The organism is Citrobacter sp. W9 (assembly GCF_026719375.1).
Taxonomy (GTDB): Bacteria; Pseudomonadota; Gammaproteobacteria; order Enterobacterales; family Enterobacteriaceae; genus Citrobacter; species Citrobacter werkmanii.
This window is the reverse complement of sequence record NZ_JAPPTE010000005.1, coordinates 63,844-85,880: the sequence shown is the minus strand read 5'-3', so window position 1 is coordinate 85,880 and position 22,037 is coordinate 63,844. Positions and strand designations below refer to the sequence as shown.

Here is a 22,037-nt window from a genome sequence, read left to right as displayed (position 1 = left end):
GTTACAGCTCGATTTCAATATCGCCTTTTGCCCGGCAACAGCAGGGCAATATTTCGCCCGGCTGAATAAAGGCCAGAGGTTCGGCGATCCAGTCCACCTGTCCCGCCACCAGGCGGGTACGGCAGGAACCACAGTAACCCTCACGACACTGGTATTCGACTTCAACATTGTGCGATTCGAGTGCGGCAAGCAGGGAGGGGTGTTCATCCTGGCACAGCAGCTGTGTGCCAGAGATGCGCAGAGTAACGCGGCCCATCAGAGCTGGAAGTTACTCAGATCGTCGGTATCAACCTCGGAGTCGATCTGGCCGACCAGATAGGAGCTGACTTCCACTTCCTGCGGCGCAACCTGTACGTTATCGGACACCAGCCAGGTGTTGATCCATGGGATCGGGTTAGAACGCGTCTGGAACGGCAGATCCAGCCCAACAGCCTGCATACGAATGTTGGTGATGTACTCAACGTACTGGCACAGAATATCTTTGTTCAGACCGATCATCGAACCGTCACGGAACAGATAGTCCGCCCACTCTTTCTCTTGCAGCGCGGCCTGCACGAACAGGTCATAGCACTCTTGCTTACACTCTTCTGCGATTTCCGCCATCTCTGGGTCGTCTACACCGCTGCGCAGCAGGTTCAGCATGTGCTGTGTACCGGTCAGATGCAGGGCTTCGTCGCGGGCGATCAGACGAATAATTTTCGCGTTGCCTTCCATCAGTTCACGTTCGGCGAAGGCGAAGGAGCAGGCGAAGCTGACGTAGAAGCGAATGGCTTCCAGCGCGTTCACGCTCATCAGGCACAGGTACAGCTTTTTCTTCAGCTCACGCAGGTTCACGACAACCGTTTTGCCATTAACGCTATGGGTGCCTTCACCGAGAAGATGCCAATAGCTGGTCATCTCGATCAATTCGTCATAGTAGCTGGAAATGCCTTCCGCGCGCTTCTGGATCTGCTCGTTGGTGACGATATCGTCAAACACCACTGCCGGATCGTTGACGATGTTACGGATGATATGGGTGTAAGAACGCGAGTGGATCGTTTCAGAAAACGCCCACGTTTCGACCCAGGTTTCCAGTTCAGGAATCGAGATTAACGGCAGCAGCGCGACGTTCGGGCTACGTCCCTGAATGGAGTCCAGCAGCGTCTGATACTTCAGGTTGCTGATGAAGATATGCTTTTCATGCTCCGGCAGCGCCTGGAAGTCGATGCGATCGCGGGAAACATCGACCTCTTCCGGACGCCAGAAGAAAGAGAGCTGCTTTTCGATCAGTTTTTCGAAGATGTCATATTTTTGCTGATCGTAGCGGGCGACGTTCACCGGCTGGCCGAAGAACATCGGTTCCAGAAGCTGATCATTTTTCGTCTGTGAAAAAGTGGTGTATGCCATTAATGTGAATCCTTTGTGGGATGAGCGCCGGATGTGGTACAAACACCTTATCCGGCCTACAAACCGTGCAATCGTAGGCCGGGTAAGCGTAGCGCCACCCGGCAATATTCATCAGATCTTACATGCGCCGCTTTCGCAGCCATCGTCCTGAATGGACGGCACCAGATCGTCCTGAGTATCTTCCGCGCCATCGCGGGTGTTCTGATAATACAGCGTTTTGACGCCAAATTTGTAGGCGGTGAGCAGGTCTTTCAGCAACTGCTGCATCGGCACTTTTCCTGATGGGAAACGCGTCGGATCATAGTTGGTGTTGGCGGAAATCGACTGATCGATAAACTTCTGCATGATACCTACCAGTTGCAGATAACCGTCGTTGCTCGGCATTTCCCACAGCAGTTCGTAGGCGTCGTGCAAGTGTTCGTAGTCCGGCACGACCTGACGCAGAATCCCATCTTTAGACGCTTTGATGCTCACGTAGCCGCGCGGTGGTTCAATACCGTTGGTCGCATTAGAGATCTGCGAAGAGGTTTCCGACGGCATCAGCGCAGAGAGCGTGGAGTTACGCAGGCCGTGAGTCTTGATGGACTCGCGAAGCTGTTCCCAGTCCAGATGCAGCGGCTCGTCAGAGATAGCATCAAGGTCTTTTTTATAGGTATCGATCGGTAAAATACCCTGGGAGTAAGTGGTTTCGTTAAACCACGGGCACGCGCCTTGCTCTTTTGCCAGCTCGTTAGAAGCTTTCAGCAGGTAATACTGAATGGCTTCAAAGGTTTTGTGGGTCAGGTTATTGGCGCTACCGTCAGAATAACGCTTACCGTTTTTCGCCAGCCAGTAGGCGTAGTTGATGACGCCAATACCCAGCGTACGACGGCCCATTGCGCCGCGTTTGGCGGCCGGGATTGGGTAATCCTGATAATCCAGCAGTGCATCCAGCGCGCGTACCGCCAGTACGGCCAGCTCTTCCAGCTCGTCCAGGCTGTTGATAGCACCCAGGTTAAATGCGGATAGCGTACACAGCGCAATTTCGCCGTTTTCGTCGTTCACGTCGGTCAGTGGTTTGGTCGGCAGGGCGATTTCCAGACACAGGTTGGACTGGCGCACCGGCGCAACAACCGGATCAAACGGGCTGTGGGTGTTGCAGTGGTCAACGTTCTGAATGTAGATACGGCCGGTAGAGGCACGTTCCTGCATCATTAGGGAGAAAAGTTCAACCGCTTTCACGCGCTGTTTACGGATGCTGTCGTCGTTTTCATATTGGGTGTACAGACGTTCGAACTCGTCCTGGTCGGCGAAGAACGCATCATACAGGCCCGGGACGTCGGACGGGCTGAACAGGGTGATGTCACCGCCTTTCAGCAGACGGGTATACATCAGCTTGTTGATCTGCACGCCGTAGTCCATATGACGCACGCGGTTGCCTTCAACGCCGCGGTTGTTTTTCAGCACCAGCAGGCTTTCGACTTCCAGATGCCACATCGGGTAGAACAGGGTGGCCGCACCGCCGCGCACGCCGCCTTGCGAGCAGGATTTCACCGCGGTCTGGAAGTGCTTGTAGAACGGAATACAGCCAGTGTGGAACGCTTCACCGCCACGAATCGGGCTACCCAGCGCACGGATGCGGCCGGCGTTGATACCGATACCGGCGCGCTGAGAAACGTATTTCACGATAGCGCTGGAGGTGGCGTTGATGGAATCCAGGCTGTCGCCGCACTCGATCAGTACGCAGGAGCTGAACTGGCGGGTTGGGGTACGCACGCCGGACATAATTGGCGTCGGCAGAGAAATTTTGAACGTTGAAACGGCATCGTAGAAACGTTTTACATATTGCAGACGCGTTTCACGTGGATAGTTAGAGAACAGGCAGGCCGCTACCAGAATGTAGAGGAACTGCGCGCTTTCATAAATCTCACCGGTGACACGGTTTTGCACCAGATATTTACCTTCTAACTGCTTCACCGCTGCATAGGAGAAGGTCATATCACGGTCGTGTACGATGAACGAGTCCATCTGCTTGAACTCTTCTTCCGTGTAGTCTTCCAGCAGATGATTGTCGTATTTGCCCATTTCAACCATTTTCACGACATGGTCGTAAAGTGCAGGCGGTTCAAACTCGCCGTAGGCTTTTTTACGCAGGTGGAAAATGGCCAGGCGGGCAGCCAGGTACTGATAATCCGGTGCCTCGCGGGAGATCAGGTCGGCGGCTGCTTTGATGATCGTCTCATGGATATCGGACGTTTTGATACCGTCATAAAACTGAATATGAGAGCGCAGCTCGACCTGAGAAATCGATACGTTATTCAGTCCTTCTGCCGCCCAATCCAGAACTCGGTGGATTTTGTCGAGATTGATGCGCTCTGTACTACCATCACGCTTTGTCACCAGCAGACTCTGATTCATGTGGTTTTTTACCTGTCCGTGAAAGAAAAAATATCCCCCATATTATCCACAGAGTCATGTTGTGACTAAGTCTGTGGATAAATACTATATGTAGGGGTTGTTTGATAAAATAGACGCTATATGGTGAGTATTCTAGTAGGGATTCTTTTCAGCACAAGAGTTGATTTTGACGTTAAATTGAGGTTGCAAAAGGGTAAGAATCGCTAAGTGCGCGTCTTATAAGGCCTGGCGGGGATGTCAATAATTGAGAAAAAAAATAGAAAATTTGATCGAGTGCTGATTTCTTCATCTAAGGCGAAGAAAGTTCTTATGATCTGGCACAGGAATTGTAGGCCTGATAAGCGAAGCGCCATCAGGCCCTGTTCCTGTCAGCATGCCGAATAGCAGCGTTGGACGCCTTATCCGGCCTACAGGAAGCGGTTAATCAACGCTGGCAGTGGTATGGACCATATAGTTCACATCTACGCCCGGACCGAGTTTAAAGCTGTTGGTGATCGGGTTGTAATGCAGGCCGGTCATATGACGCTCTTTCAGCACGGTCTGATCTACCCACTGTAATAACTCTGCAGGCTTAATAAATTTTTTCACATCATGCGTGCCTTTCGGCACCATGCGCAAAATATATTCCGCTCCGACCACGGCCATCAGCCAGGATTTGCCGTTGCGGTTAAGCGTGGAGAAAAACACTTCGCCGCCCGGTTTGACCAGCCTGGCGCAGGCGCTGACCACCGACTGCGGGTCCGGCACGTGCTCCAGCATTTCCATACAGGTCACCACGTCATACTGGTGCGCATGTTTTTCCGCGTGCTCTTCGACGGTTTCCTGGACGTACTCGACCTGGATACCGCTCTCCAGCGCATGCAGTTTTGCTACCTGTAACGGTTCAAAGCCCATATCCAGGCCCGTGACGGTTGCGCCTTCGCGCGCCATACTTTCCGCCAGAATGCCGCCGCCGCAGCCGACGTCGAGTACCTTTTTACCAAACAGGCCGCCTGAGCGCTCCGTGATGTAGCCCAGACGCAGTGGGTTAATGCGGTGCAGTGGCTTAAATTCCCCCTCAAGGTCCCACCAGCGTGACGCGACTGCTTCAAACTTGGCAATTTCTTCATGGTCAACGTTGTGACTTACCGGGGGTTTTTCGGCATTCATTGGGGCTTCTACTCCTAAATTTGCGATGCAAATGAGTATATCAGCCTGACGGGATGAATAAAGCCTCTGTCAGGGGGAATCCATTTACCTGAATCTGTGCGAATGTGTTATAATTTGCGACCTTTGAATCCGGGATACAGTAGAGGGATAGCGGTTAGATGAGCGACCTTGCGAGAGAAATTACACCGGTCAACATTGAGGAAGAGCTGAAGAGCTCATATCTGGATTATGCGATGTCGGTCATTGTTGGCCGTGCGCTGCCAGACGTCCGAGATGGCCTGAAACCGGTTCACCGTCGCGTACTTTACGCCATGAACGTATTGGGCAACGACTGGAATAAAGCCTATAAAAAATCTGCCCGTGTCGTTGGTGACGTAATCGGTAAATACCACCCTCATGGTGATATCGCCGTTTACGACACCATTGTTCGTATGGCGCAGCCATTCTCCTTGCGTTACATGCTGGTAGATGGTCAGGGTAACTTTGGTTCTGTCGATGGCGACTCCGCAGCGGCGATGCGTTATACGGAAATCCGTATGTCGAAAATCGCCCATGAGCTGATGGCTGACCTGGAAAAAGAAACGGTTGATTTCGTCGATAACTACGACGGCACCGAACAAATTCCTGACGTCATGCCGACCAAAATTCCTAACCTGCTGGTGAACGGTTCGTCCGGTATCGCGGTAGGTATGGCAACCAACATTCCGCCGCACAACCTGACGGAAGTGATCAACGGCTGTCTGGCATACATTGACGATGAAGACATCAGCATTGAAGGGCTGATGGAGCATATTCCGGGTCCGGACTTCCCGACCGCCGCGATCATTAACGGTCGTCGTGGTATTGAAGAAGCCTACCGTACCGGTCGCGGCAAAGTGTACATTCGCGCCCGCGCGGAAGTCGAAGCCGACGCCAAAACCGGCCGTGAAACCATCATCGTTCATGAAATTCCGTATCAGGTGAACAAAGCGCGCCTGATCGAGAAAATCGCCGAGCTGGTAAAAGACAAACGCGTTGAAGGCATCAGCGCGCTGCGTGACGAGTCTGATAAAGACGGTATGCGCATCGTGATTGAAGTGAAACGCGATGCGGTCGGGGAAGTGGTTCTGAACAACCTTTATTCCCAGACCCAACTGCAGGTTTCTTTCGGTATCAACATGGTTGCGCTGCACCATGGTCAGCCGAAGATCATGAACCTGAAAGATATTATTGCCGCGTTTGTACGCCACCGTCGTGAAGTCGTAACGCGCCGTACTATCTTTGAACTGCGTAAAGCCCGCGACCGTGCGCATATCCTTGAAGCGTTGGCGATTGCGCTGGCGAACATTGACCCAATCATTGAACTGATCCGCCGCGCGCCGACCCCGGCAGAAGCGAAAGCTGCGTTGGTTGCGCGTTCTTGGGAGCTGGGTAACGTGTCCGCCATGCTGGAACGTGCCGGTGATGACGCCGCGCGTCCTGAATGGCTGGAGCCGGAATTTGGCGTGCGTGACGGTCAGTACTACCTGACTGAACAGCAGGCCCAGGCGATCCTGGATCTGCGTTTGCAGAAACTGACCGGCCTTGAGCATGAAAAACTGCTCGACGAATACAAAGAGCTGCTGGAGCAGATCGCTGAACTGCTGCATATTCTGGGCAGCGCAGATCGTCTGATGGAAGTTATCCGTGAAGAGATGGAGCTGATTCGCGAGCAGTTCGGCGACGAACGTCGTACCGAAATCACCGCCAACAGCGCTGACATCAATATCGAAGATCTGATTAGCCAGGAAGATGTTGTCGTGACCTTGTCTCATCAGGGCTACGTGAAATATCAGCCGTTAACCGATTACGAAGCACAGCGTCGTGGCGGTAAAGGCAAATCAGCAGCACGTATTAAAGAAGAAGACTTTATTGACCGCCTGCTGGTGGCCAACACCCATGACACGATCCTTTGCTTCTCCAGCCGTGGTCGTTTGTACTGGATGAAGGTTTATCAGTTGCCGGAAGCCAGCCGTGGCGCGCGTGGACGTCCAATCGTCAACCTGCTGCCATTGGAAGCGAACGAACGTATCACCGCTATTCTGCCGGTACGCGAGTACGAAGAAGGTGTGAACGTCTTTATGGCGACCGCCAGCGGTACCGTGAAGAAAACCGCGCTGACCGAGTTCAGCCGTCCGCGTTCCGCCGGTATCATTGCGGTTAACCTGAACGAAGGCGACGAGCTGATTGGCGTTGACCTGACGTCCGGTAGTGACGAAGTCATGCTGTTCTCTGCCGCGGGTAAAGTAGTGCGCTTTAAAGAAGATGCCGTTCGTGCGATGGGTCGTACCGCGACCGGCGTACGCGGTATCAAGCTGGCAGGCGAAGACAAAGTCGTTTCTCTGATTATTCCGCGCGGCGAAGGCGCTATCCTGACCGTGACGCAAAACGGCTACGGTAAGCGTACCGCGGCAGAAGAGTATCCGACCAAGTCTCGTGCGACTCAGGGCGTTATCTCCATCAAAGTGACCGAGCGTAACGGCTCTGTTGTTGGCGCGGTACAGGTTGAAGATACCGACCAGATCATGATGATCACCGATGCAGGTACGCTGGTGCGTACTCGCGTGTCGGAAATCAGCGTAGTAGGGCGTAACACCCAGGGTGTGATCCTCATCCGTACTGCGGAAGATGAAAACGTCGTGGGTCTGCAACGCGTTGCTGAGCCGGTTGATGATGAAGAACTCGACTCCATCGACGGAAGTGCCGCTGAGGGCGACGAGGATATCGCGCCTGAAGCAGAAACCGATGATGATGCAGCGGATGACGCTGACGAGTAATTGAGATGTTATGAAAAGGGCCGGAGAAATCCGGCCCTTTTTTTAATTCATGCGTTCCACAATCATTGCGATTCCCTGACCGCCGCCAATGCACAGCGTGGCAAGCCCAAGCGTTTGATCGCGTGCCTGTAGCGCATGCAGCAGCGTAACCAGAATTCGTGCGCCGCTGGCGCCAATAGGATGTCCCAGCGCAATGGCCCCGCCGTTGACGTTAACCTTTTGCGGATCGAACCCCAGCGTTTTGCCGACGGCAAGAAACTGCGCGGCAAATGCCTCGTTGGCTTCGATAAGATCGATATCGGACAGCTGCAGCCCGCTCAGCTGTAGCGCTTTTTGCGTGGCTGGAACCGGCCCCATCCCCATCATCGCCGGTGCCACGCCGCCGCTGGCCCAGGCTTTGATCCGCGCCAGCGGTTTCAGCCCTGCCGCCAGTGCCGCAGACTCTTCCATTACCACTAATGCCGCCGCACCGTCGTTGATCCCCGAAGCGTTGCCTGCGGTGACGGTTCCTGTTTTATCAAAGGCCGGGCGTAAGGCGGCGAGCCCTTCCGCCGTTGAGTCAGCTTTGGGGAACTCGTCGCGCTCAAAGATGATGGTTTTTTTACGGGACGACACGCTGACGGGCACGATTTCAGCCTCGAATGCGCCGGATGTGATGGCAGCCACGGCTTTACGTTGTGACTGCAGTGCCAGTTCATCCTGCATTTCGCGGCTGATGCCGTACTCTTTGGCGACATTTTCTGCGGTGATCCCCATGTGGTACCCATGCTCGGCGCAGATCAGGCCGTCGCGCAGAATAACGTCTGACAATTGCCCATCACCAAGACGATATCCCCAGCGGGCCTTTGCGTCTAACAGGTAGGGGGCCTGACTCATGTTTTCCATCCCTCCCGCCACGATCGCCTGAGCTTGTCCTGCCTTAATTGCGAGGGCGGCAAGCGCTACGCTTTTCAGGCCCGAGCCGCACACTTTGTTGACGGTAAAGCCGCAAACGGTGTCGGACAGGCCGCTTTTTAACAATGCCTGACGCGCCGGATTTTGTCCGAGTCCTGACTGCAACACGTTGCCCATAATCACCTCGTCCACGCGTTGAGGGTCAAGGTGAGCACGCTCAAGGGCGGCTCTAATGACGGTGGCTCCAAGCTCGACGGCACCCGTTGTTGCCAGTGCGCCGTTAAAACTGCCGATTGCGGTACGTGCCGCGCTGACGATGACACAGTTTTTCATTTTTCAGTTCCTTTTAATAAGTTGTTGCCGTCAGAACAGGGTCAATCCAATAACAAAAATGACGCCGGAGAAGAGCAGGGCGGTGATGCAGTACCCCATAATGTCGCGCACGCCCAGCCCGGCGATGGCCAGAGCCGGTAGCGCCCAGAATGGTTGTGCCATGTTCATCCACTGCTCCCCGTAGGCGATGGCCATCACTGATTTGCCAAGATCAGCACCCAGCGCCTGCGCCGCAGGCATGACGAACGGTCCCTGAATAACCCAATGGCCGCCGCCGGACGGCACGGCAAAGTTAATCAGCGCTGAACTGAAGAAGGTCATCAGCGGGAAGGTATCTTTGTTGGCGACGTTAATGAAAAACTCGGTAATAAGACCACCGAGACCGGAGTGCTCCATCATCAACTGAATACCGGCGTAGAAGGGGAATTGCACCAGAATCCCGGCGGTGCTACGTGCGGCAGCGCTGACGGCGCGCATATAGGCCATCGGTGTTTTATGCAGCAGCAGACCGGCAATCATAAACATCAGGTTGACGGTATTGATAGTGATGTTGAAACCTTTCTCGGCAAAGTAGATGCCCAGATAGGCAATACCTAATGCACCGATGATCAGTGCCAGAATGCGGCTTTCTTCCAGTTTTTCCGACGGCGGCGCGTCTGGCGGCAGCTTCTTCTGAAAATCAGCTTCTTCCAGTAATAGTTTCGGATCGATGCTCACCACATCTGCAGGTTTTGGCGTCATCATGCGCGTGATGAACGGCATTACCACAATCAGCGCCACGGTGATGAAGATATTGAAGCCGGTGAACAGGGTATCCGCGACGGGAATTAATCCCGCTATGTGCTCGACCGGGTTGCCAGGCGTTGCCGCCAACAAAGGCATTGAGCCGGAAAAACCACCGCCCCAGGTCAGGAAGCCGATGTAGGCGCAGGCAATCAGTAACGGATAATCGGAACCCGGTACCCGACGAGCGACTTCGCGGGCGAACATCGCCCCGACCACCAGACCGAATCCCCAGTTGATAACGCAGGCAACCGAACCAAAAAAAGTGACCAGCATTACGCCCTGGGCGGGGGTTTTGGCAGCGGATGCCGCCGTACGCAGCAGGCTTTTCACCGGCCCGGAACTGGCTAACGCATGGCCGGTCACGATGATTAGCGCCATCTGCATACCAAACGCCAGCAGGTTCCAGAAACCGTCACCCCAGAATTTCACCATGCTGATGGGCGTTTGTGGCGTTAACCATAGCGCGATACCGAAGGTCAGCAATGTTAACAACATGGCAAAAATCAGCGGGTCGGGCAGCCAGCGGCTGACCACCCGTGTCATAAAGCGAGCGATGCGGCCAATCATGCGTCACCTCGCAGGATGAGCAGATCGTCGGCAATAGCAAACTGCGCTTCGGTTTTTTCACGCAGCGTGGCGATATCACATCCTTCGACAATTTCAGTTAGCCACATTTTGCCGTCAATAAAGCGGAATACGGCAAGTTCAGTGACCAGCATGTGCACAGCATGCTGCGCGGTGAGCGGCATGGTGCATTGCCGCAGGATTTTTGCTGAGCCGTCTTTCGCGCAATGCTCCATGGCAATAATGACTTTCCGTGCACCGGTCACCAGATCCATAGCGCCCCCCATGCCGGGCACCATCTTGCCGGGAACCACCCAGTTGGCAAGGTTTGCCTGCTCATCGACCTGTAACCCACCCAATACACAGGCATCAACGTGACCGCCGCGAATCAACGCGAACGACATGGCGCTATCAAACATCGCCGCGCCTGGCAAAATACCGCACGGTTGGCCGCCCGCGTTTACCAGGTCAGGATGCGCGGTGGTCACTGGGCCCAGTCCCAGAAAACCATTCTCAGATTGCAGCGTAATGTGAATATCTGCAGGCAAGTAGTTGGCTACCATGGTTGGCAGGCCAATACCTAAGTTGACGATATCGCCATCGCGAAGCTCTTGCGCCACCCGGCGCGCAATACGTTGTTTAGCATCCATGATTAGCTCTCCTGTGGAATGACGATATGGTCGATAACGGCGCCGGGGGTAACAATCTGGTCAGGCTGCAGCTCGCCTGTTTCAACCATTTCATCCGGTTCAACCAGCGTGATGTCAGCGGCGAGAGCAATCAGAGGGTTAAAGTTTCGGGCGCTGAGCTGGTAGGTGAGGTTGCCAAGCATGTCAGAGCGATGGGCGCGAATAAGCGCTAAATCGGCGCGCAATGGGCGTTCAAGCAGCCAGGTTTTGCCCTCGAGCGTGATGGTCTGCTTACCATCTTCCACGATGGTGCCAACGCCGGTAGGCGTCAGAAAACCACCAAGACCCGCGCCGCCGCAGCGAATTTGCTCGATCAGGGTACCTTGTGGCACCAACTGTACGTCCATCTCGCCAGCAATCATGCGACGACCGGTTTCCGGGTTGGTGCCAATGTGCGAGGCAATGACTTTGCTCACCCGTCCATTGACGATCAGTGGCCCGATACCGGTATCGACAAATGCAGTATCGTTAGCAATCAGCGTCAGATCTCTGACGCCGGATTCCAGCAGGGCTTCAACCAGGCGAGGCGGTGTGCCGACCCCCATAAAACCACCGACCATGATGGTCATGCCGTCACGAAAGAAGCCTGCAGCGTCTTGTAAGGTAATCAGTTTTGTTTTCATTATGTTTCCCTTTTGCATACTCCATTTTGGGTACGCTCAGGGAAGTGCAAGCAGAATGCCAGGATGCTTTAAAAGACGTATTAATCTTTAGTCGTTTGAATTTATTAATGTATTTCTATATTTCTAACGGAGAGGGAAAGCGAGGGGCTATGCAGAATTTTGCGCAGTGTGCAAAATTCTGCATAGCAAATTTGCGTATCAGGACCCCGAAGGGTCGATGCCGTACTCTTGTAATTTATACATCAGGGCGCGTCGGCTAATCCCCAGCATCAACGCCGTGCGGGTGCGGTTGCCGTCCTGACTGTCGAGGACTTCGAGGATAATGCGTTTTTCCTCACGCTTAATCTCTTCTTTCAGATTGCGCTCCCCGGAGTGAGTCGGTTTTGTCTCTGTCGTGGCGCTCACCGGGTTGCGGAAAGCGTCGGGGAGATCGTCGGCAAAAATTATCGCGCCAGTATTCATAATGACGGCACGTTCGATGACGTTTGACAGTTCACGAATGTTACCCGGCCAGGACCAGGTGGCGAGCATCGACATTGCCGTCGGGTCGATCTCGATAATATCGCGCTGATTTTCAGCGCTGAATTTTTGTAAAAAGTGGTTGGCGAGTAAGGCAATGTCTTCACGACGCTCGCGTAAGGGAGGCAAAGTTAAATGGATAACGTTGAGCCGGTAAAACAGGTCTTCGCGAAACGTTCCTTCCTTCACCATGGTTTGCAGGCAGCGGTTGGTGGCGGCGACGATACGAATATCAACGCGAATGGTCTGGTGCCCGCCGATGCGTTCAAACTCTCTCTCCTGCAAAATACGCAGCAGTTTGGCTTGTAACACCAGCGGCATCTCACCAATTTCATCAAGCAACAGCGTTCCCTGATGAGCGCGCTCGAATAACCCCTGACGCAACGTCTGCGCCCCGGTAAAAGCGCCTTTTTCGTGACCAAATAGCTCGCTTTCCAGCAGCGACTCCGGCAGAGCCGCGCAGTTAACTTTGATAAATGGGCCATTGGCGCGTTTGCTGTTGTAGTGAATGGCGCGGGCGATCAGCTCTTTTCCTGTACCGCTTTCACCGCTTATCAGAACATTGGCCTGTGAGAGGGCGATTTTCGCCGTGTCTTTACAGATATCCATCATACGCGGACTGTTGGTCAGAATATGCCCCCACTGCCAGCTGGTGCTCAACGCTTTGTGTAGATTGCGGATTTCCTGTTTCATCTCCTGCAGTTGCAATGCGCGTTGAATCACCATGCTAAGCTCGTCGAGATCAAAAGGCTTAATCACGTAATCAAATGCGCCGCTACGTAGCGCTTCTACGGCGGTTTCGACTTCGGCATACGCGGTCATCAGAATGACGGGGATGCGTGGTTGCTGGGCGCGCATCACTTTCAGCGCGTCGATGCCGTCCATCTCCGGCATACGAATATCCATCAGCACGACGTCTGGCTGTGTTTCGCTAAACAGGCTCAGCGCGGCTTTCCCGTCGCTGGCGCAATGCGTTTCATGCCCTTGCAGGGAAAATGCGGTGGCAAGCATACGGCGAACATTTTCTTCATCATCAACGATGAGAATACGGTATGTCGTTTTCATTCTGACGGATTTCCCAGCGGGTTAAGAGGTAAAATCAGAGTGAATATCGCCCCACAGCCAGGCTGGCTGGTTACGTGGATATCCCCCTGATGCGCATTGATAATGCGCTGGCTCAGCGCCAGTCCAAGACCAGTGCCTGATGCTTTCGTCGTAAAAAAGGGATCGAATATTTTCTTCTGAATGGCGAGATCGATACCATTGCCATTATCTTCAATCATCACGGCCTGTTGTGAGGCCGAGTATTGCCAGGTGCGAATGCGAATTTCGCCTCGCGCAGCGATCGCCTGTACTGCATTGATTAAAATGTTGAGGATCACCTGCTTGAGGAGTTCGCGATCGGCGACGATCGGCGGCAGGCTGGGATCTAATTCCGTGGTAAAACCAATCCGTGCCTGAAGGCCGGCGGTTTGCACCAGGATTAGCGTCTCTTCAATCAACGCATTGAGCTGAATCTGCTGCCACTGGCTTTGTCGCGGACGTGAAAAATCTAACAGCTGTTGAATAACTTTATTGATGGAATCAATTTCGTTAAGCACAACAGATAAATACTCCTGATGTTCCGGCAGGGAGGTTTGCTGGCGGATGATCTGGACGTAGCCACGGATTGCGGTCAGCGGGTTTCTCACTTCATGCGCGACCCCGGCCATCAGTTCACCCAGAGTGGCGAGCCTTTCGGTTTGCGCCAACCGACGCTGGGTCTCTTTCCGGGCGGTTAAATCGGAGAAAATAACCAGCGCTCCAATCAGTTCGCCGTGTGCGTTATGGATCCGGCTGGTGGTAACACTTATCTCAATGGTGCGTTCACGTCCCGGAAAGCTAATCTCCTGAGCCACGTGCTCAGTACCGTGCTCGAGAGTATCCAGTACCGGGCTATGAAACTGCGTGTTGGCAAACAGCGTCGCATAAGATTGACCCACCAGTTCATGCAGCGAGTAACCCGTTATCTGCTCTGCCGCCGGGTTCATGGTGGTGACGTCACCTTGTCTGTCGATGGCGATCACACCATCTGCGGCATTTTCAATAATCAGATCGTTGAGGGTTTTGGTGTCCCGTAGCGTTTGCGCCAGCGCATTAACGCTACGGCTGATTTGTCCCAACTCGCCGGGGAGTTCAGGCAGTCGGGCGGGCGTTTTTTGTGCCAGCGTTGAGAGTCCATCAGTGATAATGTCGATATTCGCACTGAGTCGGCGTGAAAAATGCACGATCAACAGCAGGCTAAAGATGAGCCCGGTAACCAGTACGGCAATTATCCTGACGTCCATTCTCCAGGCCTGCTGGCGAATATCTTGGGTTAGCTCATTGGCCCAGATATACCCAATAACCTCTCCCTGGCGCTCTATTGGGATCATGGAGTTGAGTATGTCGCCACGCACCTGTCGCCCTGAATAGACCACTGGCGCATTGCTACTCATCACTTCGCGTCCCGGATGATCGTCGGTGATAGTGATACCTACATTGCTCTGATACAGCGCAGAGGGCGCGTAGGTGATAATGGCATCCAGCGCTTTGTGGTAATACCCTGCGCCAACGCCGGGAAACGCCCGGGTAATTCGCTCGGTAACGGGAGCTAACTCATGATTCAGCGCCCGAATGCGCTCTTCGCGCGGCAGGTTATCGTAGTCGTTAAAGCTGTCGCCCAGCGCATCGTTTAGCAGCGCTATGACTGATGACAGTTTTTTCTCTTTTTCAGATAAGACTGCTGAACGGCCTTCAGTTTCTACGATATAACCTATGGATATCGTCGGAATGATGACCATCAGAATGGCCATCATGATCATTTGGTTGCGTAATCGTCGTGGATATAACCGACGAGCCAGCCATCTCAGGTCGCGCATTCAGACATCCGTGCAGTGTGTTTCAGGCAAACGACGATTATCACGGGTTAAGACAACGGTTTCAGAGCGGTGTATCATATTCCCGTAAAGAGAGGGCATTGCGACGCCGGACATTTACCGCTACCTTAACCACACTCTATTAATGCCCTGAGGCGGAGCTTCGCCCCTTTGAAATACCTTGCTTCCGTTCATTCAACCCTAAAAGTCTCACGCTACCTGTTCAGAGCGTTGGCGCTCCTGATCTGGTGTCTGATCGCTTTTGCCTCCGTGTTCTACATTGTGAACGCGCTGCACCAGAGAGAGTCTGAGATCCATCAGGAACTTAACCTCAGCTCCGACCAGGCCCAGCGTTATATCCAGCGCACATCGGATGTTATTAAAGAGCTGAAATATATTGCCGAGAATCGCTTAACGGCGGAAAACGGCGTGATGTCGCTGCGGGCGCGGGATGACAAAACCGTCGTACCTAACTTTGAGCCGCTGTTTGCCGACTCCGACTGTTCGGTGATGGGCAACGCCTGGCGAGGTTCTCTGGAGTCGCTGGCGTGGTTTATGCGCTACTGGCGCGACAATTTTTCTGCTGCCTATGATTTGAATCGCGTATTCCTGATCGGCAGCGATAATCTCTGTATGGCGAACTTTGGTCTGCGTGAGATGCCCGTCGAACGTGACCAGGCCCTGAAAGCGCTGCATGAGCGCATTATTAAGTATCGCAATGCGCCGCAGGATGAAAATGGTAATAACCTGTTCTGGATTAGCCAGGGGCCGCGTCCTGGAGTGGGCTATTTCTATGCGCTGACGCCGGTTTATCTTGCCAACCGTCTACAGGCGCTGCTGGGCGTGGAACAACCTATTCGCATGGAGAACTTCTTCACGCCGGGCAGTTTGCCGATGGGGGTGACCATTCTCGATGAAAATGGCCATGCGCTGATTTCGCTCACCGGCCCTGAGGGGAATATTAAGGCTGAACCACGCTGGATGCAGGAGCGTTCCTGGTTTGGCTATACGCCGGGTTTTCGCGATCTGGTACTGAAGAAAAATCTCCCGCCGTCATCGCTGAGCATTGTGTACTCTGTTCCGGTTGATCTGGTGCTGGAGCGGATCCGCATGATGATCCTGAACGCTATTCTGCTGAATGTGCTGGTCGGCGCGGCATTGTTTATGCTTACGCGTATGTATGAGCGGCGTATTTTTATTCCTGCGGAAAGCGATGCTCAGCGCCTGGAGGAACACGAGCAATTTAACCGTAAAATCGTGGCTTCCGCGCCGGTGGGGATTTGTATTTTGCGCACGCTGGATGGCATTAACATCCTGAGTAATGAACTGGCGCATACCTATCTGAACATGCTGACGCATGAAGACCGGCAACGGTTAACGCAAATCATCTGCGGCCAGCAGGTTAATTTTGTCGATGTGCTGACCAGTAACAATACCAATCTGCAAATCAGCTTTGTGCATTCGCGCTATCGCAATGAAAACGTGGCAATTTGCGTCCTGGTTGACGTCAGTGCGCGCGTTAAAATGGAAGAGTCGTTGCAGGAGATGGCCCAGGCGGCGGAACAGGCGAGTCAGTCCAAATCGATGTTCCTTGCGACAGTGAGCCATGAGCTGCGTACGCCGCTGTATGGCATTATCGGTAACCTCGATTTGTTGCAAACCAAAGAGTTACCCAACGGGGTGGATCGCCTGGTGACGGCGATGAATAACTCTTCCAGCCTGCTGTTGAAAATTATCAGCGATATTCTCGATTTCTCGAAAATTGAATCTGAACAGTTGAAGATTGAACCGCGCGAGTTCTCACCGCGTGAAGTGATGAGCCATATTACGGCAAACTATCTGCCGCTGGTGGTGCGTAAGCAGTTGGGATTGTACTGTTTTATCGACCCGGATGTGCCCGTCGCGTTGAATGGCGATCCTATGCGTTTACAGCAGGTGATCTCCAATTTGCTGAGTAACGCGATCAAGTTTACCGATACCGGCTGCATTGTGCTGCATGTGCAGTGTGACGGTGATTACCTCAGTATCCGTGTGCGTGATACCGGGGTGGGTATCCCCGCCAAAGAAGTGGTCCGTTTGTTCGATCCTTTCTTCCAGGTGGGCACTGGCGTACAGCGTAATTTCCAGGGAACCGGGCTCGGTTTGGCTATCTGTGAAAAACTGATCAGCATGATGGATGGCGACATTTCCGTTGATTCAGAACCGGGAATGGGCAGCCAGTTTACGCTCCGTATTCCTCTTTATGGCGCCCAGTATCCGCAGAAAAAAGGCGTAGAAGGACTGGCTGGCACCCGTTGCTGGCTGGCGGTGCGTAACGCATCGCTGTATCGCTTTGTCGAATCCAGTTTGATGCGTAGCGGGGTGACCGTGCTGCGTTATGAGGGGCAGCGCCCGGATGCTGATGACTTGTTGGTTGCCGATGATGTGCTGGAACAGGCGTGGCAAGGACGTGCCGCGGTGATTTTCTGCCGTCGCCATATTGGGATTCCGTTGGAAAGGGGGCCAGGGGAGTGGGTGCACAGTGTGGCGTCACCGCACGAACTGCCCGCGCTGCTGGCGCATATTTACAGCGTTGATCTGGGGAGTGAAGAACTCTCGACGGCGCTACCCGCCCCGGATAAAGTCGGCGCTACCAACGATGACATGATGATACTGGTGGTCGACGATCATCCTATCAACCGGCGTTTACTGGCCGATCAACTGGGATCGTTGGGATATCAGTGTAAAACGGCGAATGACGGTGTCGATGCCCTCAATGTACTGAGTAAAAACCATATCGACATCGTGCTGAGCGACGTCAACATGCCAAACATGGATGGTTATCGCCTGACTCAGCGCATCCGCCAGTTAGGTTTAACGTTGCCGGTTGTGGGCGTGACGGCAAACGCGCTGGCTGAAGAGAAGCAGCGGTGTCTGGAATCCGGTATGGATAGCTGTCTTTCCAAGCCAGTGACATTAGATGTATTGAAGCAAACGCTGACGGTCTATGCGGAAAGAGTGAGGAAGGCGCGGGGATAAAGATGCCGGATAGCGGGGTTTGCCTTACCAGGCCTACGGAACAAACTGTTCGTAGGCCTGATAAACGCAGTGCCGTCAGGCAGTTAATTACTCTTTATCTGAAGGACTCAGCGTCACGGAAGAGAGGTAATTCAACAGCGCGATATCGTTTTCCACACCGAGTTTCATCATCGCCGATTTTTTCTGGCTGCTGATGGTTTTAATACTGCGGTTGAGCTTTTTGGCAATTTCAGTCACCAGGAAACCTTCGGCAAACAGGCGCAGAACTTCGCTCTCTTTCGGTGACAGGCGTTTGTCGCCATAGCCACTGGCGCTGATTTTTTCCAGCAGACGAGAAACGCTTTCCGGAGTAAATTTCTTCCCCTTTTGCAGCGCGGCCAGCGCTTTCGGCAGGTCTGTTGGCGCGCCTTGCTTCAGGACAATCCCTTCAATATCGAGATCCAGCACCGCGCTCAGGATGGCAGGGTTATTGTTCATGGTCAGCACAATAATCGACAGGCTCGGGAAATGGCGCTTGATGTATTTTATTAACGTGATCCCATCACCGTATTTATCTCCCGGCATGGAGAGGTCGGTAATCAACACATGAGCATCTAACTTAGGCAAATTGTTGATCAGTGCTGTGGAGTCTTCAAATTCGCCGACAACATTAACCCACTCGATCTGTTCAAGTGATTTACGAATACCGAACAGTACAATCGGGTGGTCATCGGCAATAATTACGTTCATAGTGTTCATGTATTGGGCTACCTTGCTACAGCAAGCTCTTGACGTATGCGTCAATGTCGCTGATGTATTTTTCTATACCTGGAGCATCTTTCTCTTGAATAAGATGTTCCAGCGCTTCACATAACTGCTTGCCGGGTACCAGATTAAGCATGGCAAACACGCCTTTCAGGCGATGAGCCGTTTGGGCTAACGCAGCGAAATCACTGATTGCTGCCTCAGTATACAACCTCTTAACATCATCCGGTACTGTGTCTACAAAGAGTGCATAGTAACCGCTGGCATGAAGTTCGGCGTTTGCATCTCCGCCGAGAGGGAGCTCCTGGAGCTCTTCTTGTGCCAACTGCTCTTCTATCAGCTCGAGGACAGCTTCCTGCATAGCATTGCTCATATTAAAGTTGACGCGCAGCTGGCCGGGGCCAATTTTCCGTACGCCAGACTCATCATCGCTTAAAAGCAAGCCCGAGGCAGTAAGATTAGACGGATTATCTGTTAAAAAGAGATCATATTCTTGACTATTCAACCGTTCGTCGGGCGTGATGCAGGTTGCCCCCCAGTTTTCCAGTTGACGTAATACAATGCTCCGTACGTCATTAGAGGTCACATCAACCATCACGCAGACGTCATCTAACAGGCGCTCTTCACTATCAGCATGTTGATCGTGCAGAGGCATTTTAACATGGACTATATAACGTGTTCCAAGCTCTTCCCGCGCTTTAATGTTCAGGTGTCCACCCAGCTTACGGGCTAACTGATCGCACAGCCAAAACGTTAACGGGTTGGCTTTGCCATAACGATCGCCTTGTGTGTCATTAATGAACGGGAAATGCAGGTTATCAACTTCCTGTAGCGTGACGCCTTCCCCGGTATCCAGAATGCGGAAGGTCAGACGTTCAGCTTCCGATTCATCCTGATCAACCTCCAGTGTGATTTTACCAATCTGCGTGGTGGTTACCGCATATTGAATCAGCAACAGCAAAATACGACGCAGGGCATCGCGGTCGCCACGGCGTTCGTCATGAGCGCTAAGGTGATTTTTAATCAGTAGCTGCAGCCCTTTACGCTTAATAGCCGGCAACACCTCCGGGACCACGTCGTCAATCAACGCCTGCACGGAAAACAGCGTCGATTCACCTTTCCAGGCGTCGCTTTCCAGCAAGTTAGCCAACTGGATTTCATCCACCATGCGAACCAGAACGTCGGCCTGATTGGCCAGTTTTTGGCTGTCGGGGGTATTGAGCGCGGCGGCATTAGCAGCCAGTGTTTTAGCCGGGTCCTTCAGCGCATTACCAATATTCTGCATAAAGGCCGCGCGGGCCTGCTGGTTTTTCTCATACAGCCGCTGCGCTTGCTTCAACTTCTTATTAACCAGTACTTCACGGTCCTGGTCACGAATGATAAAGATCTGCGTTCGCGATGAGATCTGGCTGCGAAACAGCCTGATTTCATACAGTTCATTATTGATAGTGGCCTGAATAACGCCCTGATGTTGTTCCGCCATACTGGTAATATTTTGCAGATTTAAATGCGGCAGCAGGTGGTCGGCAATTTTATTGCTAATTACCGTGCGGTTGGCTTCTTGATCGTGCACCAACAATCCCAGCGGCAGCAGGGAAACAATCTCTTCATTGATCGCACGCAGGATCCGCAGTTCATTATTTGCCGCATGATTTGGCGCCACTTCGGTTGAACGGGCAGGGAGGTGACGAAAGGTGGTATAACCAAACAGCGCCAGGGCCAGCAACGCGATGTTCAGTAACAGCGGCAGCAGAATGTTTTGCAGCGTATCGAGTAGCAATGAGCCAAATGGAACCTGCCAGACCAGCCGCATATCCGTCGTGTCCAGCGCCGATGAGATCTCAATTTTACTGTTGTTGAAGCTAATACTGACGCTGTCAGGCGACTCTTTTTCATTAACATGTTCAGTCGTTGAGCTGGTATCAGGTACCAGATGGAAACTGTCCAGCGGCATGCCGGCAGGGATCAGGTCATTAATCGGCAGGTCAAAGGCGACAACCGTTGCCAGATGTCCCGGCTGATTAAAGGTCGTGCGCAGCGTGAAGTAATGTCCGTTTTGCCAGACCAGACGGCGCAGCGACGAGAAGCTTTCGCGCTCATCCAGCGCATTGGCCTGCTGCAACATTTCAGCGCGCCGGGAGTCGACAATATTACCGATCGTCGATTCCTTAAAGCCGGAAGTCAGATCTTTTAGCGGCAATGTTGAGATAAGGATCAGGCTATTGTCCTGACCATTAAGGTAATACATTGACCATGGAATATTTTCCGCGCCCCACAGCGTATCCAGATAGGTTGAGATTCGTTGGGTCATCTCCAGCGTAGAGCTGTCATGTGAGCCGAAAATCAGCGCCTCGGTTTTTCTGCGAGGTTTTTCAAGATAGTAGACATCTTGTTTCAGGCGAGTTTCCTGCAGCCCTTCTGCGCCAGGCGAGCTCGGCGTGGCGGCAATATTGTCATAAATTTGCCAGGTCACGTATCGCCAGGTATCGACCCTTTTATGAATGGCATGGGTGATATCGACAATCTGATAGCTCTTATCCTTTAGCCAGGTATTGACGGCGCTCTGGACCATGACGCCCATCATCACCAACAGCACCACGATCAGTAATAAGAAGTAACGGGTAATATTTCCCGGTAGTAGGGAGAATCGGGTAGAAGCCGTTGTGTCAGACTGACTCATTCGTGTTTATGACCTGTTAAACGACGCGAAAGTTGAAGGGGCAGTATAAAGGGTAATGTATGAATTGCCATACCTGGACCATGCCACAGAGTTTGCATTGTCTACGTCACATTTTGCTGCAACCCCCCGATGGTGCAAAAGTGTACAGCGGATAATAACGGGTACAAATATTTTGTAGTGAATGTATACATTTAGCATTAAATAACAAGAAATTAATAATAAGGTTTATTTCTGATCTCGACGTGACGGGATGATTAATAGACGTGATAGTTTTTCATCGGTAGCACAGAGCAGTCAGCTTTGTGTAAAGAAGAGTAAAAAAAAACCGAACGCAGAGCATTCGGTTGAAATAGGGGTAAACAGACATTCATGAATGAATGACGGTAATAAATAAAGTTAATGATGATAGCGAGTCTATTTTAGTTGCGAGTGAAGATTTTTTTTTATCATTCAGTGCTATGGTTGCTCTTTACTTAATTTATTGATTTATATATCATTTATAATGATTCTTGACTATTTGTGCTTATTCTCTCCATTTTCTTAATTAAAAAAAAGTTCCCTTT

Annotated in this window: 14 protein-coding genes; 2 read left to right on the top strand and 12 right to left on the bottom strand. The window is 52.6% G+C overall.

The window, feature by feature from the left end; translation table 11 throughout:
- Position 1: 1 nt before the first annotated feature.
- The 4 genes from yfaE to ubiG all read right to left on the bottom strand — a co-directional run bounded on the left by yfaE (position 2) and on the right by ubiG (position 4,932).
- The gene (gene yfaE, locus OOJ59_RS10005) at positions 2-256 is read right to left on the bottom strand and encodes a ferredoxin-like diferric-tyrosyl radical cofactor maintenance protein YfaE (protein WP_038642236.1); all 255 of its coding nucleotides are present in this window, start codon (positions 254-256) and stop codon (positions 2-4) included.
- Positions 256-1,386: a class Ia ribonucleoside-diphosphate reductase subunit beta gene (gene nrdB, locus OOJ59_RS10000; RefSeq protein ID WP_038642234.1), complete on the bottom strand. Its 1,131-nt coding sequence runs from the start codon at positions 1,384-1,386 to the stop codon at positions 256-258. Before nrdB ends, yfaE begins: the two co-directional genes overlap by 1 nt.
- 111 nt (positions 1,387-1,497) lie before the next feature.
- Positions 1,498-3,783, bottom strand: a complete 2,286-nt coding sequence (gene nrdA / locus OOJ59_RS09995) for a class 1a ribonucleoside-diphosphate reductase subunit alpha (RefSeq protein ID WP_087857375.1) — start codon at positions 3,781-3,783, stop codon at positions 1,498-1,500.
- A gap of 420 nt (positions 3,784-4,203) precedes the next feature.
- Positions 4,204-4,932, bottom strand: a complete 729-nt coding sequence (ubiG, locus tag OOJ59_RS09990; RefSeq protein WP_038642230.1) for a bifunctional 2-polyprenyl-6-hydroxyphenol methylase/3-demethylubiquinol 3-O-methyltransferase UbiG — start codon at positions 4,930-4,932, stop codon at positions 4,204-4,206.
- Between the two features lie 158 nt (positions 4,933-5,090).
- Between ubiG and gyrA the strand changes: the two genes are divergently transcribed.
- Entirely contained in the window at positions 5,091-7,727 is a 2,637-nt protein-coding gene (gyrA, locus tag OOJ59_RS09985) for a DNA topoisomerase (ATP-hydrolyzing) subunit A (protein ID WP_069323406.1), read from the top strand.
- A gap of 42 nt (positions 7,728-7,769) precedes the next feature.
- On the opposite strand, the gene OOJ59_RS09980 is transcribed toward gyrA, so the two are convergent.
- From OOJ59_RS09980 to atoS, 6 genes are all read right to left on the bottom strand, one after another.
- Positions 7,770-8,954 (bottom strand): acetyl-CoA C-acetyltransferase, encoded by a 1,185-nt coding sequence (locus OOJ59_RS09980; protein WP_085047839.1) that lies wholly within the window; start codon positions 8,952-8,954, stop codon positions 7,770-7,772.
- A gap of 30 nt (positions 8,955-8,984) precedes the next feature.
- Positions 8,985-10,307: a TIGR00366 family protein gene (locus OOJ59_RS09975; RefSeq protein ID WP_085047840.1), complete on the bottom strand. Its 1,323-nt coding sequence runs from the start codon at positions 10,305-10,307 to the stop codon at positions 8,985-8,987.
- On the bottom strand, positions 10,304-10,954 hold the full coding sequence (locus OOJ59_RS09970) for a 3-oxoacid CoA-transferase subunit B (protein ID WP_038642222.1): 651 nt from the start codon (positions 10,952-10,954) through the stop codon (positions 10,304-10,306). Before OOJ59_RS09970 ends, OOJ59_RS09975 begins: the two co-directional genes overlap by 4 nt.
- A gap of 2 nt (positions 10,955-10,956) precedes the next feature.
- Positions 10,957-11,616, bottom strand: a complete 660-nt coding sequence (atoD, locus tag OOJ59_RS09965) for an acetate CoA-transferase subunit alpha (protein ID WP_038642220.1) — start codon at positions 11,614-11,616, stop codon at positions 10,957-10,959.
- Between the two features lie 198 nt (positions 11,617-11,814).
- Positions 11,815-13,200 (bottom strand): acetoacetate metabolism transcriptional regulator AtoC, encoded by a 1,386-nt coding sequence (gene atoC, locus OOJ59_RS09960; RefSeq protein ID WP_160955498.1) that lies wholly within the window; start codon positions 13,198-13,200, stop codon positions 11,815-11,817.
- Positions 13,197-15,035, bottom strand: coding sequence for a two-component system sensor histidine kinase AtoS (gene atoS, locus OOJ59_RS09955; RefSeq protein WP_038643273.1), 1,839 nt, complete (start codon positions 15,033-15,035; stop codon positions 13,197-13,199). The genes atoC and atoS overlap by 4 nt, the downstream gene beginning before the upstream one ends.
- Positions 15,036-15,203: 168 nt before the next feature.
- On the opposite strand from atoS, the gene rcsC reads away from it, so the two are divergent.
- Positions 15,204-18,050 (top strand): two-component system sensor histidine kinase RcsC, encoded by a 2,847-nt coding sequence (gene rcsC, locus OOJ59_RS09950; protein ID WP_121529302.1) that lies wholly within the window; start codon positions 15,204-15,206, stop codon positions 18,048-18,050.
- A gap of 87 nt (positions 18,051-18,137) precedes the next feature.
- Here the strand turns inward: rcsC and rcsB are convergent, their stop codons facing one another.
- Together rcsB and rcsD are read right to left on the bottom strand one after the other, a co-directional pair.
- Entirely contained in the window at positions 18,138-18,788 is a 651-nt protein-coding gene (gene rcsB / locus OOJ59_RS09945; protein ID WP_003027592.1) for a response regulator transcription factor RcsB, read from the bottom strand.
- Positions 18,789-18,804: 16 nt separating this feature from the next.
- Positions 18,805-21,474, bottom strand: a complete 2,670-nt coding sequence (rcsD, locus tag OOJ59_RS09940; protein WP_137347677.1) for a phosphotransferase RcsD — start codon at positions 21,472-21,474, stop codon at positions 18,805-18,807.
- Positions 21,475-22,037: the final 563 nt, after the last annotated feature.